At 71.2% G+C, this 15650-nt stretch carries 16 protein-coding genes; 13 read left to right on the top strand and 3 right to left on the bottom strand.

The window, feature by feature from the left end; all coding sequences use genetic code 11:
* On the bottom strand, window positions 1-483 hold the full coding sequence (locus BJ991_RS06345; RefSeq protein ID WP_179488448.1) for a CinA family protein: 483 nt from the start codon (window positions 481-483) through the stop codon (window positions 1-3).
* A 260-nt stretch (window positions 484-743) separates the two neighbouring features.
* Here BJ991_RS06345 and BJ991_RS06350 point away from each other — a divergent pair, with 260 nt between their 5' ends.
* The 7 genes from BJ991_RS06350 to BJ991_RS06380 all read left to right on the top strand — a co-directional run bounded on the left by BJ991_RS06350 (window position 744) and on the right by BJ991_RS06380 (window position 8118).
* Complete coding sequence (locus BJ991_RS06350; protein ID WP_179488450.1) at window positions 744-1631, top strand: SDR family oxidoreductase; 888 nt, start codon at window positions 744-746, stop codon at window positions 1629-1631.
* A gap of 39 nt (window positions 1632-1670) precedes the next feature.
* Window positions 1671-2570 (top strand): DUF2510 domain-containing protein, encoded by a 900-nt coding sequence (locus tag BJ991_RS06355; protein WP_179488452.1) that lies wholly within the window; start codon window positions 1671-1673, stop codon window positions 2568-2570.
* A complete protein-coding gene (locus tag BJ991_RS06360; protein WP_179488454.1) occupies window positions 2567-3385 on the top strand; it encodes a TSUP family transporter in 819 nt (272 codons plus the stop codon). The genes BJ991_RS06355 and BJ991_RS06360 overlap by 4 nt, the downstream gene beginning before the upstream one ends.
* 56 nt (window positions 3386-3441) lie before the next feature.
* On the top strand, window positions 3442-3888 hold the full coding sequence (locus BJ991_RS06365) for an FAS1-like dehydratase domain-containing protein (protein WP_179492555.1): 447 nt from the start codon (window positions 3442-3444) through the stop codon (window positions 3886-3888).
* A complete protein-coding gene (locus BJ991_RS06370; protein ID WP_179488456.1) occupies window positions 3885-4295 on the top strand; it encodes a MaoC/PaaZ C-terminal domain-containing protein in 411 nt (136 codons plus the stop codon). Before BJ991_RS06365 ends, BJ991_RS06370 begins: the two co-directional genes overlap by 4 nt.
* Before the next feature lie 3 nt (window positions 4296-4298).
* Entirely contained in the window at window positions 4299-5435 is a 1137-nt protein-coding gene (locus tag BJ991_RS06375; RefSeq protein ID WP_179488458.1) for a UDP-N-acetylmuramate dehydrogenase, read from the top strand.
* Window positions 5436-5505: 70 nt separating this feature from the next.
* Window positions 5506-8118 carry a helix-turn-helix transcriptional regulator gene (locus BJ991_RS06380; protein WP_179488460.1) on the top strand — a complete coding sequence of 871 codons (2613 nt, stop codon included), beginning with the start codon at window positions 5506-5508 and terminating at the stop codon, window positions 8116-8118.
* 110 nt (window positions 8119-8228) lie between these two features.
* On the opposite strand, the gene BJ991_RS06385 is transcribed toward BJ991_RS06380, so the two are convergent.
* The gene (locus BJ991_RS06385; RefSeq protein WP_179488462.1) at window positions 8229-9158 is read right to left on the bottom strand and encodes an LPXTG cell wall anchor domain-containing protein; all 930 of its coding nucleotides are present in this window, start codon (window positions 9156-9158) and stop codon (window positions 8229-8231) included.
* Between the two features lie 250 nt (window positions 9159-9408).
* On the opposite strand from BJ991_RS06385, the gene BJ991_RS06390 reads away from it, so the two are divergent.
* The 3 genes from BJ991_RS06390 (at window position 9409) to BJ991_RS06400 (ending at window position 12168) form a co-directional block, all read left to right on the top strand.
* Window positions 9409-10086, top strand: coding sequence for a response regulator transcription factor (locus BJ991_RS06390; protein ID WP_179488464.1), 678 nt, complete (start codon window positions 9409-9411; stop codon window positions 10084-10086).
* Entirely contained in the window at window positions 10079-11440 is a 1362-nt protein-coding gene (locus tag BJ991_RS18380) for an ATP-binding protein (RefSeq protein ID WP_179488466.1), read from the top strand. The genes BJ991_RS06390 and BJ991_RS18380 overlap by 8 nt, the downstream gene beginning before the upstream one ends.
* 80 nt (window positions 11441-11520) lie before the next feature.
* A complete protein-coding gene (locus BJ991_RS06400; protein WP_179488468.1) occupies window positions 11521-12168 on the top strand; it encodes a PepSY domain-containing protein in 648 nt (215 codons plus the stop codon).
* Window positions 12169-12189: 21 nt separating this feature from the next.
* Here the strand turns inward: BJ991_RS06400 and BJ991_RS06405 are convergent, their stop codons facing one another.
* Window positions 12190-13389 carry an aminotransferase class I/II-fold pyridoxal phosphate-dependent enzyme gene (locus tag BJ991_RS06405; RefSeq protein WP_179488470.1) on the bottom strand — a complete coding sequence of 400 codons (1200 nt, stop codon included), beginning with the start codon at window positions 13387-13389 and terminating at the stop codon, window positions 12190-12192.
* A 64-nt stretch (window positions 13390-13453) separates the two neighbouring features.
* Between BJ991_RS06405 and BJ991_RS06410 the strand changes: the two genes are divergently transcribed.
* The 3 genes from BJ991_RS06410 to BJ991_RS06420 all read left to right on the top strand — a co-directional run bounded on the left by BJ991_RS06410 (window position 13454) and on the right by BJ991_RS06420 (window position 15630).
* Window positions 13454-13777, top strand: a complete 324-nt coding sequence (locus BJ991_RS06410; RefSeq protein ID WP_179488472.1) for a hypothetical protein — start codon at window positions 13454-13456, stop codon at window positions 13775-13777.
* A 96-nt stretch (window positions 13778-13873) separates the two neighbouring features.
* Window positions 13874-14773, top strand: a complete 900-nt coding sequence (locus BJ991_RS06415; RefSeq protein ID WP_179488474.1) for an ABC transporter ATP-binding protein — start codon at window positions 13874-13876, stop codon at window positions 14771-14773.
* Complete coding sequence (locus BJ991_RS06420; RefSeq protein WP_179488476.1) at window positions 14770-15630, top strand: ABC transporter permease; 861 nt, start codon at window positions 14770-14772, stop codon at window positions 15628-15630. Before BJ991_RS06415 ends, BJ991_RS06420 begins: the two co-directional genes overlap by 4 nt.
* Window positions 15631-15650: the final 20 nt, after the last annotated feature.

Genomic DNA, 15650 nt, shown 5'->3' on the forward strand with positions numbered 1-15650 from the left:
TCAGAGCTTGACGGATGCGTCGAGCAGCAGCCGCACCGCCTCGGTCACGGTCTGCGACAGGATGTGCTCCGGGTCGCCGTTCAGCCGAAGCGCGCGATGACCGTGGGCGCCGTCCATCGCCCACCCGAGGTAGACGGTTCCGGCCGGGTGGTCGTCCTGAGGGTCGGGCCCGCCCACGCCCGTCGTGGAGACGGCGACGTCCGCCCTCATCACCCGCAGCGCGCCGGCCGCCAGCTGCTCGGCGCACTCGCCCGACACCGGGTCGATGCCGGGCTCGACGCCCAGGAGGCGCTCCTTGACGCTCGATTGGTAGGCGACGATCGCTCCGGCGAACCAGTCCTCGGCCTCCGGCCCCGCCCCGACGGCGCTCGCGACGAGCCCGCTGGTCAACGACTCCGCGACCGCGACCCGCAGGCCGCCCGCCAGCGCGATGTCGGCCAGCAGAGCGACCCAGTCGATGGCCCCCTGGTCGGACTCGGTCATCCTCGTTCCCGAATCCGCGCCCACCTCACAGTCCTCCATCGTCGAAACGATACGCCCGACCCGCGATTCGCTCGGGGGCTTGACAACTGCCCATGGACCGGCCCGCGAACGTCCGTGCTCCGCGACCGGGCGGCACCCGCGCCGCATGCTCCACGCCCCGGCGAGCGCGTGTCAAGCGCCTGGGCCACATTCGCGCCGACGCGTAGCTTTGCGAAGCGCCGTCGGCGCCTCGGCCGGCGTTCGTCACGAAGGAGAGAGAAATGACCGATTCCCCGGGCGCGGACCCGCGCCACTCCGAGCACGACGAGGGGTTCGCCCCGCAGGAGCAGGAGCAGCCGGGCACGACCGACGAGACGCGGCCCACTCCCGATCACGGCGAGGAGTCGTACCGCGGCTCCGATCGGCTGCGCGGGCGCCGAGCCCTCATCACCGGCGGCGACTCGGGCATCGGGCGCGCGGTCGCGATCGCGTTCGCGCGGGAGGGCGCCGATGTCGCGATCGCGCACATGCCCGAAGAGCAGGAGGACGCCGACGAGACGATCGGCTGGATCGAGAAGGCCGGATGCCGCGGCCGCAGCCTTGCGGGCGACATCCGCGACGAGGAGTTCGCCACCGGCATCGTCGATCGCACGATCGCGGAGTTCGGCGGCCTCGACATCCTCGTGCTCAACGCCGCGTACCAGAAGGACCGTGAGTCGCTCGACGACCTGTCCACCGAGGAGTTCGACCGCGTCTTCCGCACGAACCTCTACGGTCTGCTGTGGACGGCCCGCACGGCGGTGCCGCACCTCGAGCCGGGCTCATCGATCATCGTCACGTCGTCGATCCAAGCGTTCAACCCGTCGCCGAACCTCATCGACTACGCCATGACGAAGGCGGCGCAGGTCGCGTTCGTGAAGGCGCTCGCGCAGCAGCTCGGGGGGAAGGGCATCCGCGTCAACGCCGTCGCACCGGGACCGATCTGGACCCCGCTCATTCCCGCGACGGGCGGCGACCCCGAGTGGATCGAGCAGTTCGGCCAGGACACGCCGCTCGGTCGCGCGGGGCAGCCCGCCGAGCTCGCGGGCGCCTACGTCTACCTGGCGTCGGATGCCGCGACCTATGTGTCGGGCGCGGTGCTGCCGGTGACGGGCGGGAAGGGGCTGTAGAGCCCGTCGACCCGACCCGCACGGAGTAGGGTTGCCGTCATGGCGACGACCCCACCAGGCTGGTACGACGACGGACACGGCGCACTGCGCTGGTGGGACGGCGCGCGCTGGACCGAGCATGCGCAGCCTCTTCCGGTGCCGGATGCCGCGGCCGGGGCATCCGAGTCGGCGCAAGCCGCTTCGCCGATCGGCGACAAGCCCGTCGTCGAGGATGTCGAGGTCGTGGAGTCGCTCGAGCAGCTCGAGGCAGCGACGGCGGCCGCTCCGGCGCAGGAGCAGCCCGTCGCGCCCGCTGGTTACCCGCCGGTCCCGCCTCCTCCGCCCGGTGCGCAGGGCGCCGCCCCGGTGACGTACCCCGTCGCCGGTGGACCGGGGTACCCGCCTGCCGCTTACCCGGGCGCGCCGGGGCAGACGGGCGGCTTCATCGCCGCGACCGAGCCGAAGAAGTCGAAGACGTGGATCATCTGGCTCGTCATCGGCATCGTCCTGCTGCTGGCGGTCGCCGCGGCCGCGGTCATCATCCCCCTGACGCTCATGCTCAGCAGCACCTCTTCGTCGGTCGGACCGTCCGGCGACGACGAGACGGCCGCAGTCGCGACGGTGGAGCTGTACGACGACGCATGGTCGACGAGCGACTGCGACAAGTTCTTCGCGGCGACCACCGAGTCGTTCCGCGAGAGCATCGAACTGCCGACGTGCGAGGAGTTCGAGTTCGCGTCCGGTGACTTCGGCGCGTCGGTGCAGAATTACGACATCACCGTCACCGAGATCGAGCACGACGAGGGCTCGATCGTCGTCTCGACGACCGAGAGCTACGAGAGCCTCATCGACGAGCTCGGCGAGCCGGTCGACGAGCCGATCCCGGTCGAGGACCACTACGTGTACACGCTCGTCGAAAGCGGGTCCGACTGGCTCATCGACGGGGCCACGACGGAGTGACCGGTGACGAGGGCACCCACCCGCGGAGGTCGGTGGGCTTCTTCGCCGCGTGCATCGGCACGGGCCTCGCGGCAGGTCTCCTGTCGGGGCTGTTCGGCGTCGGCGGCGGAACGGTCATCGTGCCGTTGCTCGTGCTGTTCCTGCACTTCGACCAGCGTCTCGCCGCGGGCACCTCGCTCGCCGCGATCGTGCCGACGGCCGCCGTCGGGGTCATCAGCTACGCCGTTCACGGGGCGGTCGCGTGGATCCCCGCGATCATCCTCGCCGCGGGCGCCGTCATCGGCGCGCAGGTCGGAACGTGGCTCATCCACCGGGTGTCGCAGGTCGCGCTGCGGTGGGGCTTCGTGGGCTTCCTCGTCGTGGTGATCGTGAGCCTGTTCGTCGTGATCCCGTCCCGCGACGCCCAGCTCGACCTCACGTGGTGGACGGGGCTCGGCCTCGCCGCCCTCGGCATCGTCACGGGAGTGCTCTCGGGACTGCTCGGCGTGGGCGGAGGAGTGATCGTCGTGCCCGCGCTGCTCCTGCTGTTCGGCACGAGCGACCTCGTCGCGAAGGGCACGTCGCTGCTCATGATGATCCCGACCGCGATCTCCGGCACGGTCGGCAACCTCCGCCGTAAGAACCTCGACATCGTCGCCGCCCTGTGCGTCGGCCTGGCAGCCTGCACGACGACCGCCGTCGGCGCGTGGATCGCGACGCTCATCGACCCCCTCGTCGGGAACATCCTGTTCGCGGCGTTCCTCGTCGTCATCGCGGTGCAGATGGCGCTCAGGGCGATCCGCGCGCAGCGCCAGGCGCGGGGTGACGAGGGCTGAGGCATCCGGAACGTCCGGCCGAAGGCCGTTCAGGCTCGGCTCAGTAGGATGACATGGTGCCAGTGAACCCCGAGCTCGTCGGGCGCGTCTTCCCCCCGACCGCGCCCTATCTCGTCGGCCGCGAGAAGGTGCGCGAGTTCGCGCGTGCCGTGTTCGCCGACGACCCGCAGCACACCGACCCCACCGCGGCGAGGGCCCTCGGCTACGCCGACGTCGTCGCGCCGCCGACGTTCGCGATGGTCGTCCAGGACCTCACGCTGCAGCAGCTGCTCGCCGAGCCCGACTCCGGCATCGAGCTGTCGCGCGTGCTGCACGCCGAGCAGCGCTTCCGCTACTCGCGCCCGATCGTGGCGGGCGACGAGCTCACTGCGACCCTGTCGGTCACGGGCATCCGCTCGGTCGGCGGCAACGCGATGGTCACGAGCGAGGCCGAGATCACGGATGCCACGGGCGGCCACGTCGCGACGGCGACGTCGGTGCTGCTGGTCGGAGGTGACGAATGAGCGAGCTGATCGTCGGCGACGTCGTCGCCCAGCGCGACGTGCACCTCACGCGCGAGTCGCTCGTGCGGTACGCCGGGGCATCCGGAGACTTCAACCCCATCCACTACCGCGACGATGTCGCCGCGAAGGTCGGCCTGCCGGGTGTCCTCGCCCACGGCATGCTCACGATGGGCCTCGCGGTCGAGACGATCGTGCCGTGGCTCGGCGACTCGGGGCGGATCCTCGAGTACGGAGTCCGCTTCACGCGTCCGGTCGTCGTCGACCCCGATGACGGCGCGACGCTGACCGTCGTCGCGAAGGTCGGGGCGATCGCCGACGACGCCGTGCGCATCGACCTCACGGTGACCCACGGCGAGACGACGGTGCTCGGCAAGGCCCAGGTGCGCGTGCGCCCGCTCGCCGCGTAGTCCATGCCCGACGTCACTCCCGTTCCGCTCGCGCAGCTGACCACGCTGCGCACCGGCGGCGCGCCCACGCGCATGATCGACGCCCGCACGACGGGCGAGCTCGTGGCGGCGCTGCACGACGCGTGGTCAGAGCACGGCGCGTGGCTGGTCCTGGGCGGCGGCTCGAACCTCTTCGTGGGCGACGGACCTTTCGAGGGCACCGTCGTGCGCGTGCTGACACAGGGGATCGAGCGGATGCCCTCACCGCGGCCCGGGTTCGCGAGGCTCCGGGTGCAGGCGGGCCACGACTGGGATCGCCTCGTGGCGTATGCCGTGAGCGAGGGGCTCGCCGGCATCGAGGCGATGTCCGGCATCCCGGGCACCGTGGGTGCGGCGCCGGTGCAGAACATCGGGGCGTACGGGCAGGAGATCGTGCAGACGCTCGTCGAGGTCGAGCTGCTCGACGAGGGCGCCGCGGACCCGGTCGTCGTCCCGGCATCCGAACTCGGCCTCGGCTTCCGCACGTCGGTGCTCAAGCATCACTACGGATCGGTGCCCGCGCGCAGCGCGGTCATCCTGTCGGTCACGCTCGAGCTCGAGGAGGTCGGCCACGCCGAGCGCGCGATCGGAGGCGAGCAGCTTCGCGCCGCCCTCGGCCTCGATGAAGGCACCGCCGTCACACTCGAGTGGGTGCGCAACCACGTGCTCGACACACGCCGCCGCAAGGGCATGGTGCTTGACCCGGACGACCCCGACACGTACAGCGCGGGCTCGTTCTTCCAGAACGCGATCGTGTCCGCGTCGTTCGCGCGGACCCTTCCGCCCGAGTGCCCCCGGTGGCCGCTCGAACCGGATCCGGACACGTTCCTCGTCATTCCGCTCGACTCGTTCGACGGGTTCGTTCCGCCCGCGGCGACGCAGGATCCCGCGGTCAAGGTCAGTGCCGCGTGGCTCATCGAGCAGTCCGGCATCCGCAAGGGCTTCAAGCTGCCGCGCTCGCGCGCCGCGATCTCGACGAAGCACGCGCTCGCCCTCACCAACCGCGGCAATGGAACGGCGGCCGAGCTCGCCGAGCTCGCGCGCTTCATCCAGGGGAGGGTGCAGTCCGAGTTCGGGCTGATCCTGCAACCGGAGCCCGTGCTTGTGGGCGTGGACCTGTAGGCAGCGCCGCGCGGCGCGTGGCATCCTGTCGATACCGGAGGTGCGGCCGACGGCAGGTGAGGGGGGCGCGATGGCCAGGGCGAACACGTTCTTCGTCGGGCTCCGCGATCAGACCGCGGATCTGCTGACCTCGGGTGTCAGCGTCGACGTGCTCGGCCAGCCCGGCTCAGGACGCACCACCCTTGTGGCGTCGGTGACGTCGGCACTTGTCGAGCTCGGCTGGGACGTGGTGCATGTACGTGGGGTGGCCGCGCTCGCCGACCGTCCGCTCGAGGCTCTGGCGGTCGCGGACCTGCTCAGGCGCCCGGCCCAGCGGCCGGAGTCACGCGTGGCGGCCACGGTGGAGCGGCTGCGCTCGGAGTTGGCGGACGGGCGGACAGTCCTCGTCGTCGACGACGCCGACGACCTCGACGTCACCTCAGCGGGCGCGATCGCGGCCGCGCACGGTCAGCGGCCGTTTCCCGTGCTGACGACGTCGCGCCCGCGGCCCGCCTACCGCCAGGCTCCGGTCACTCTGCGTTCCTCGATCCGGCCCGGAGTCGTCCTCGACATTCCACCGCTCGACTTCGTCGAGGTCCTCGCGATCCTCGCGGACATTCTGCCAGGGGACATCGAACCGGACACGCTGGCGCGCATCCACGCCCTCTCCGGAGGACTGCCGAACCTGATCGTGGCGGTGGCGGTCGCAGCGCGCCAGACCGGACGCATCCGGCAGATCGACGGCGTATGGGTCGCCGACGCGGACCTGTGGACCCCCGGGCTGACCCGCGTGGTCCAGACCCTGATCGCCGATCTGGGGGAACCTGCACTCGAGGCCCTGCAGATGCTGTCGCTCGCCGGAACCGTCCCGGTGTCGTTGGCCGCTGAGCTCGTCGGCTGGGCGGCGCTGGAGGAGCTCGACGCGTGCGGTCTGCTGCGTTTCGTCCCGCGCGGCGACGACGTCGTGCTCGGGATCTTCCCGCCTCTCGTCGAGGAGCGGTATCGGCGTCCCCCGCTCGGTGCCCGCAGCTTGCACTTCAACGCCCGGATAGCCGCCCTGCTCGATCCCTCGACGACCGCGATGCCGGGTGCGTCGACGCTGCTGCCACCCGCTGTAACCGCCCCATGGTTCTGGCCCGGCGACGCCCAACCGACCGCGCCGCGGTTCGACCGCGATGAGGGCAACGTCGAGGCGGCCGAGTTGTCCGACACCGTCCACGTCCGCCTCATGCGCGAGCACTGGCACAGGCAGCTCCTGCTCCGGCGACGCGAGTGGGAGCGCAACCCCGAAGCGGCGACCGCGATCCTGTACCTGCGTGCCTTGCTCGTGAACAACGCCGAGGTCGAGACGATGTCGAGGGTGGTCGCGCAGACTCCTCCCAGCACCGATCAGGCGCAGATGGCGGAGCTGCACCGCTGGCACGCGCTCGTGCTCGCTTACGCCGCCGACGACCTCGCCGGAGCCCGAACCCTGCTGCAGCGCGCCGCCACCGAGGTCGGTCCGTGGGCCGAGGTGCTGCACGCCGTCGAGGATTACCTCACGCTCACGCTCGACCGGCTGCCGGAGCCGCGAGCGGTCGCGGTCCAGCGCACCGAGACGAGGCAGTTCTCGGCGGCGGTGTCCGCAGCGACGCACATCGCGGTCGGCGATGTATCGGAGGCGCGCACCGCTCTCGAGGCCGCCGAGTGGACCGATGCCGACATGATCCGCACGCGCGATGTGGTCCGGGGGATGGCGAACCTCATCGCCGGGGAGGTGGAAGAGGCGCTCGCATGGAGCCGTCGGCACGTGGAGGAGGCGCGGGACGCGCTCGACACCGAGAGCGTCTACGGGCACGCGTACGTGGCGGTGAGCGCCCTGATCCTCAGCGGTCGGATGAACGAGCTGCGCACGATGCTCGGCAACGTGCTGTCGACCGGGCTGACATCATCGGTCCAGCGGCACTACGTGGACTCGCTGCTCGGGCTCGCCGCTGTTCTCGCCGCGAGGGACGGCCACACGACGCGCGATGCGTCGTACTACCGGTATCTCAGGTCCGCCGCCAGGTCGAGCACGTTGCCGCTGCCGGCGTGGGCGATGGCGCGAGCGGACATCGAAGTCGCGGACGATGATCCGGAGGGCGCCGAGCACCTGTGGGACGCCGTCCAGGGGTACCTCGACCGGGGATTGGTCGTCTCGGCGGTGCTGCTCGGCGGCGTCGCGCTCGACCTGAGCCCGGATCCGGACCGCGTCGCGACGCTGCGCGAAGCGACGGGTCCCCGGGCCGCCGGCCTGCTGGACGCGGTGCTCAGGGTCGCCGAGGCCGCCGTCGACGACGATCCGGTCGCGGGGGCTCGGCTCGGGCGCCGACTGATCGACGCCGGCCTGGTCTCGCTGGGTGTGAGGGCGACCGGGCACTCGATCCGTCGCCTGCGCGCTTCGGGCGCCGCGACCGAATCCCGGGAGGTGCTGGACGCGCTGGTGCGACAGCTTCATGGCGCCGGCATCGACCCTGACCCTCTGCTCGGATCCCTCGCACCCACACGGCAGCTCTCGCCGCGGGAGCAGCAGGTGGGAAGCCTCGTGGCCCACGGCATGACGAACGCGGAGATCGCGCGCATGCTCGGCATCACCCCCAAGACGGTGGAGAACCACCTCAGCAGGATCCTCCGCAAACTGGGCGCCACGGACCGCTCCGAGGTGGTGGGTGTGTTCCGCGGCTGATGCGAGCGAGGCGCCCTCGCTGTGACGGGACGCCGGAAACGCCGATCAGGGGTCGGATCCGAAGATCCGACCCCTGACGAGCGGCCATCGCGTGACGACCGGGCTTCCCGTCAGCGGGCGTCGGCGAACCGTCGTACCGCGACGAGGCCCGCACCGAGGGCCGCGAGCAGGCCCGCCCCGAGGAGCAGAGTCAACTGCCCGTCGGCGCCGGTCTCGGCGAGCGTGTCAGGTGCAGTCACGGGAACCTGCTCCGCAGGCGTGTCCACCGGAACCGGGACGGTCGCGACATACCGGCCGAAGCGGTACTCCGGGTGGCTGAGCTCCTCGACCGGATCCACCGCGAAGGCGAATCGGAATTCGGTGTGCCCCTGCTCCGGAACGGCCGGACGATAGTCGGGGTTGGGCACCTCGATCATCGGATCGCCCTGGGCCGGCACCGTCTCAGTGCGGTTGACCGCCTCGAGGTAAAACCAGTCGCCGTTTCCCGAGTCGCCGTGGCTGCGGTAGTACGCACCCTCGACGCCGACGCCGTGGGGGTCGCCCTCGACGTTGGGCTGCCACCCCGGGTCGGGCCAGACGGGTGCCTGGTCCTCGGTCTGCGGTTCACCGGTCCAGCTGTACCGCTGCCAGTGGTCGAACACCTCGATCGTGCTCTCGGGCACGTAGTCGGGGTTGTCCACCCACATCGTCGGCTCACCCTGCTCGGGCTGCGCCGGCACGTCCACGACGTATCGTTCGGCGATCTGCGTCCAAATGCGGCCGTCCTCAGGCGCTCCGGTCACCCAGCCGGTCTCCTCGTACTGCCCCGGAACCGCCTCGCGATCGATCACGGTGCGTGTCTCGATGACGTTCCAGTCGTCGCCGGCCGGTGCGGCAGTGAGCCACGAGGTCTCCTCGTAGCGGGGCGCGCTTTCGGCGGCCGCAGACACCCCCGCGGCCATCGGCATCGTTGCGGCCGATGCCGGGGCGGCCGCGCCGACCGCGAGAACTCCCATCAGCAGCAGGGCCACCCCTGTCGCCGGAATCATCGTCTTTCGCATCTCCCGTCCCCCTTTCGGATGCGTCGCGCTGACTCGGATCTGTCGCGCTGATTTCACGATCCGCCGGTCGAACGAGGCCCCACGCGCGGGGCGGCCCGACTGGGAGTGGTCGAGGACGAATTGGGGGCACCCCCGCTTCGTGAGGGATCGGGCCGGGGAGAGAGGGCCCTGTCGTACGCGGCGCCACGCCAGACCCGCCCGCTGCGCGCGCTTCAGGCGCGCTTCAGGAGCGATCCGCCACGATGGAGGCATGCGCGTGCTGGTCGTCGACGATGAGGTGCGCCTCGCCGACGGGATCAGGCGCGGCCTCGAGGCGGAAGGCTTCGCGGTCGACGTCGCCCACGACGGCGTCGAGGGGCTCTGGTACGCGCGCGAGAACGAGTACTCGGCGATCCTGCTCGACATCATGCTTCCCCGCATGAGCGGCTACGCGGTGTGCCGCACGCTGCGCGACGAGGAGAACTGGACCCCCGTGCTCATGCTCACCGCGAAGGACGGCGAGTGGGATGAGGTGGAGGGGCTCGACACCGGCGCCGACGACTACCTCACGAAGCCCTTCTCGTTCGCGGTGCTGCTCGCGCGCCTGCGCGCGCTCGTGCGGCGCGGGGCGACCGCGCGCCCGGCGACGCTCTCCGCGGGCGATCTCGTGCTCGACCCCGCGAGGAAGACCGTCACGCGAGGGGGCGAGCCGATCGATCTCACGACGCGCGAGTTCGCGGTGCTCGAGTTCCTGCTGCGCCGCGCGGGCGAGGTCGTCTCGAAGGCGCAGATCCTGGCGGGCGTGTGGGACTTCGCGTTCGAGGGCGACCCGAACATCGTGGAGGTGTACATCGGGCATCTGCGCGCGAAGGTCGATCGGCCGTTCGGACGCACCTCGATCCGCACGGTGCGGGGCGCGGGCTACGTGATCGGCGAGGACGGTGACTGACCCGCGGCACACCCCGCCCGCGCGGAAGCGCCGCCGCGCGGGCATCCGCTCCCGTATCACGGCCGTCAGCGTAGGTGCGGTCGCCATCGCGCTCGTGATCGGCGCGATCGGCTTCTGGCTGACGCTGCGGTCGTCGCTCTACGGACAACTGGATCTCGCCACGCGCCAAGACGCCGTCGCGTTCGCCGAGCAGGCCGACCAGGTGGGCGAGGACGCGCTGCCGGATGTCGACGACGATCGCTTCTGGCAGCTCATCGATCGCGACAGCGGATCGGTCGTCGCCGGGAGCGACCTCGTGGAGGACCTGAGCGCGATCGCGGATCGCAACGGCACCGCGCCGCCGTTCGTCTCGCTCGGGGCGGACGGGGTGTTCGCCGTCGCCGCCGAGCGCGAGAGCGGTGATGTCATCGTCGTGGCAGGCCGGTCGACGTCGACGATCGAGGAGACCCTCGGCTCGGTCGCGACGCTCCTCACCGTCGCCGTGCCGCTCATCGCGCTCGTGGTGGGCATCACGACGTGGATCGCCGTGGGTCGCGCGCTCGCGCCGGTCGAGCGCATGCGACGGCAGGTCGACGCGGTCACCGCGAGCGACCTGTCGCAGCGCGTGGAAGACCCCCGCACGGGTGATGAGCTCGGCCGGCTCGCGCACACGCTGAACGACATGCTCGGTCGCCTCGAGGACTCCCAGCGCGCGCAGCGGCGTTTCATCTCGGATGCCTCGCACGAGCTCAAATCTCCGCTCGCCGTCCTCCGCCAGTACGCCGAGGTCGCCGCGGCGCATCCCGAGCGCGTGAGCGCGGACGAGCTCACCGAGACGGTGCTCGACGAAGGCCAGCGCCTCGAGCGCCTCGTGCAGGGCATGCTCGTCCTCGCGCGAGCCGACGAGCGCGCGCTGACGATCACAGCGGTCGACGTCGACCTCGACGACGTGCTGTATGCCGAGGCGCAGCGACTGCGGGCACTGGGGAAGGTCGAGACGGATGCCTCGGCCGTCCGCCCCGTGCGCGTGCACGCCGATGCGGCTCTTGTCCGCCAGGCCGTGCGCAACCTCGTCGACAACGCCGCACGGCACGCACGCACGCGGGTCGTCCTCTCCTCCGACGTCGCCGACGGCATGGCACTGGTCACCGTCGACGACGACGGTCCCGGCGTGCCGCCCGACCAGCGCGAACGCGTCTTCGAGCGGTTCGTGCGGCTCGACGACGCGCGCTCGCGCGACGCGGGCGGCAGCGGCCTCGGGCTCGCGATCGTGCGCGAGATCGCGGTGCGCCACGGCGGGTCCGCCCGTCTGGCGGAGTCCCTGCTCGGCGGGGCGCGCGCCGAGCTGCGCCTGCCGCTCGCGCCCGCGGACTGACCCCGAACGCGGATGTCCGGCGCTTCAGGCTGGCTTCAGCATCCGGGCGAGACCGTGGAGACCTCGACAAGGAGGACACCATGAACAAGCGCACCATCGGAATCACCGCGGCGGCCATCGCGGGCACCGCCGTTCTGGCCGGCGGCGCGGCCATCGCCTTCGCGGCCGGCTCGGCGCCCACACCGGCCACGAGCCTCGCCGGCACGCCGACCCCCGCCTCGAACTCGCCGTCGCCGTCGCCCTCCGCGAGCTTCGACGACGACCGGGTCGCCGCGGCCGACATCGATCGTGCGATCCGGGCCGCACTCGACGCGGCCGGCCCCGGCACGGTCCTCGAGGCCGACACCGACGACGACGCGAGCCACGCCTACGAGATCGACATCCTGCTGGACGCGGGCGGCGTCGTGGAGGTCAAGCTCGACGATGCGTTCCAAGTCGTCTCGGTTGCCCCCGACGACCGCGGCGGCGATCGCGACGGTCGCGACGACGGGCGCGGTCGCGACGACGGCTTCGACGACAGCGATGACGACGACGAGCTGCTGACCGACGCGGCTCGCGTGCACGCGGCATCCGCTGCCGCCCTCGCGCACGTCGGCTCAGGCCGCGTCGTCAGCGTCGAACTGAGTGACGACGCCGACCATGTCTACGAGGTCGAGATCGAATTCGACAACGGCGACGACGTGGACGTCGAGCTCGACGCGTCCTTCAACGTCGTGCGGGCCGACTGACCCGCCCGTACGGCGCCGCCTTCAGGAGAAGAGGTCCTGGAGGCGGCGCGCCCCTTCGAGCAGGGCGTCGTCGCCGAGCGCGTACGACAGGCGCAGATAGCCCGACGGACCGAAGGCCTCGCCCGGGACGACCGCGACCTCGGCCTCGTCGAGGATGAGGTCGGCGAGCTCCAGCGAGGTCTCGATCCGCTTGCCGCGCCATTCGCGCCCCAGCAGCCCGGTGACGTCGGGGTACGCGTAGAACGCGCCGAGCGGCCTCGGCACGGCAACGCCCTCGATCTTCGACAGCTCGTCGACGATGACGCGACGACGCCGGTCGAACGCCTGGCGCATCTGCTCGACCTCGTCCTGCGGGCCGGTCAGCGCCGCGAGCGCCGCCCGCTGCGCGATGTTGTTGACGTTGCTGCACAGGTGCGACTGCAGGTTCGCGGCGATCTTGGTGGCGTCGGCCGGGCCGACCATCCACCCGAGACGCCAGCCGGTCATCGCGTACGTCTTGGCGACGCCGTTGACGAGGATCGTCTGGTTCGCGGCATCCGGCACCGCCTCGACGATCGAGACAGCCCGCACGCCTTCGTAGACGAGGTTCTGGTAGATCTCGTCGGAGACGATCCAGATGCCGTGCTCGATGGCCCACTCGCCGATCGCGCGCGTCTCTTCGTGCGAGTAGACCGAGCCGGTGGGGTTCGACGGCGACACGAACACGAGCGCGGTCGTGCGGTCGGTGCGCGCGGCCTCGAGCTGCTCGACGGTGACCTTGTACTCCTGGTCGGCGCCGGCGAAGACCTCGACCGGGACGCCGTCGGCGAGGCGGATCGCCTCGGGGTACGTCGTCCAGTACGGCGCGGGAAGCAGCACCTCGTCGCCGGGGTTCACGACCGCCTGGAACGCCTGGTAGACCGCCTGCTTGCCGCCGTTGGTCACGATGATGCGCGACGGGTCGATCTCCAGGCCCGAGTCGCGCAGGGTCTTGGCCGCGATCGCCTCGCGCAGCACGGGCAGACCCGCGGCGGGTGTGTAGCGGAAGTTCGCGGGATCGTGAAGCGCCTCGACCGCTGCGTCGACGATGAACCCGGGTGTCGCGAAGTCGGGCTCGCCCGCCGCGTACGAGATGACAGGACGCCCGGCCGCCTGCAGCGCCTTGGCCTTGGCATCGACCTTGAGCGTCGCCGACTCGGCGATCGCGGACAGCTTGCGAGATAGGGGAGCGCGCTCGGTCACCCGTATGAGCGTAGTCGCGACATCGTGGTTTCGGAGGGCCGCCCCGACGCGGTACGGTGAGCGCGTGGGTGCGTGGATCTGGAGCGCGATCGCGTTCGCCATCGTCCTGGTCATCGCGGGCGGGATCACCTGGTGGCTCGCGAAGGGATGCGTCGTGACGATCGTCGGGGCGGTCGGTGCGATCGTCGGGAGCCTGCTGTCGCTGGGCAGCCTGCTGCTGCTGCTCGACGTCGAGGCCGCGATGCGCGTGTCCTACACGCTCATGGGCGTGTCGGGCGTGTGGCTGCTCGCGTGGGCGCTGGCCGGCGGCATCCGCGGCCATCGGAACGCGAGGGCGGATGCCCCGGCCGAGGCCGCGCCCATCCCCGCGCGAATCGTCGAATACTGACCCCATCCAGGCGAGTCCGGCATCCACCGAATGACGGATGCCTCGTCCCACGGATGACCGCTGGGGCGCGCCCGCCCGCGACGCGATCGTGGAGGCATGGAAACGAACGCGGTGCGGGTGCGGAACCTGCACAAGGTCTACGGAAACCGGACGGTCGTCGACGACGTCTCGTTCGACATCGCGCGCGGTGAGACGTTCGCGATCCTCGGTCCGAACGGCGCAGGCAAGTCGACGGTCGTGGAGATCCTCGAGGGCTACCGCCGCCGGTCGGGCGGCGATGCCTCGGTGCTCGGCGTCGATCCGGGCGAGGGGGGCCTCGACTGGAAGGCGCGGATCGGCATCGTGCTGCAGACGACGGCCACGACCGGACCGGTCACGGTGCGCGAGCAGCTGCGCGAGTTCGCCGGGTTCTACCCGAACCCGCGCGACGTCGACGAGGTGATCGCCGCGATCGGCCTCGAGGACCAGGCGAAGACCCGCGTCGCGAAGCTCTCCGGCGGCCAGCAGCGCCGCGTCGACGTCGCGATGGGCATCATCGGGCGTCCCGAGCTGCTGTTCCTCGACGAGCCGACGACGGGCTTCGACCCCCACGCGCGGCGGGAGTTCTGGGACCTCATCCGCGTGCTCAAGGCCGAGGGCACGACGATCCTGCTCACGACCCATTACCTGGACGAGGCGGCACAACTCGCCGATCGCGTCGCCGTCATCGCGAACGGCGGCGTGCGGGCCATCGGAGCGGTGGAGGGCTTCGGCGGCGAGCAGGCGCGCGTGCCGGTCGTGAAGTGGGTCGAGCACGGCGTGCAGCGGCACCAGCGCGCGGAGGACCCTTTCGAGTTCGCGAGCGCGCTGGCCACGCGCCTGGGCGAGGTGCCCGCCGAGCTCGAGATCGTGCGGCCGAGCCTCGAGGACATCTACCTCGGGCTCGTCGCCGAGGAGTCCGAATCCGAATCCGACGCCGCGCTCGCCGCGGCGGCCATGAAGGGAGCGGCACGATGACCGCCATCACCAACGAGACGCGCATGGCCGCACGGTCGCTGCCGCGTCGGAACCTCTTCGCCGTGGGACTCCAGCGCGTGCGCTTCGAGCTCGTGCAGTACTTCCGGTCGGGCGACGCGCTGTTCTTCACGTTCCTGTTCCCGGTCTTCATGCTCGGGCTGTTCAGCGTCGCGTTCGGCGCGGACGGAGACGTGGTGCTCGCGCCGGATCTCCCGCCCATCTCGATGGCGGAGCTCTACCTGCCGGGCATGCTCGCTGCAGGTCTGCTGCTGTCGGGGTTCCAGAACCTCGCGATCGACATCGCGATCGAGCGCTCGGAAGGCATGCTGAAGCGCTACGGCGGCACGCCGCTGTCTCCGATCAGCTACTTCATCGGCAAGATCGGCCTCGTCGCGATCACCGGCGTGGCGCAGGCGGCGCTGCTGCTCGCATTCGCCGCGCTCGCTCTGGGCGTCGATCTTCCGACGGATCCCGCGAGCTGGATGACCTTCGCGTGGGTGTTCGTGCTCGGCATCACAGCCTCGGCCCTGCTCGGGGTGGCGCTGTCGGCGCTGCCGCGCACCGGCAAGAGCGCGACCGCGGTGGTCGTGCCGATCGCCCTCGCGCTGCAGTTCATCTCGGGCGTGTACCTCATGTTCGCGCAGCTGCCCGAGTGGCTCCAGAACGTCGCCGGCGCCTTCCCGCTGAAGTGGATGGCCCAGGGGATGCGTGCGGCGTTCCTGCCGGACGAGTTCGCGGCGCTCGAGCAGAACGGCGAATGGAACCTCGCCGGAGTGGCGATCGCACTCGCGGTGTGGCTCGTCGTGGGACTCGTCCTGTCGCGGCTGACGTTCCGGTGGATCCGGCGCGACGCGTAGCCTGAGGTCGGCAGACGAGG

This window comes from Microbacterium immunditiarum (genome assembly GCF_013409785.1).
GTDB lineage: Bacteria > Actinomycetota > Actinomycetes > Actinomycetales > Microbacteriaceae > Microbacterium > Microbacterium immunditiarum.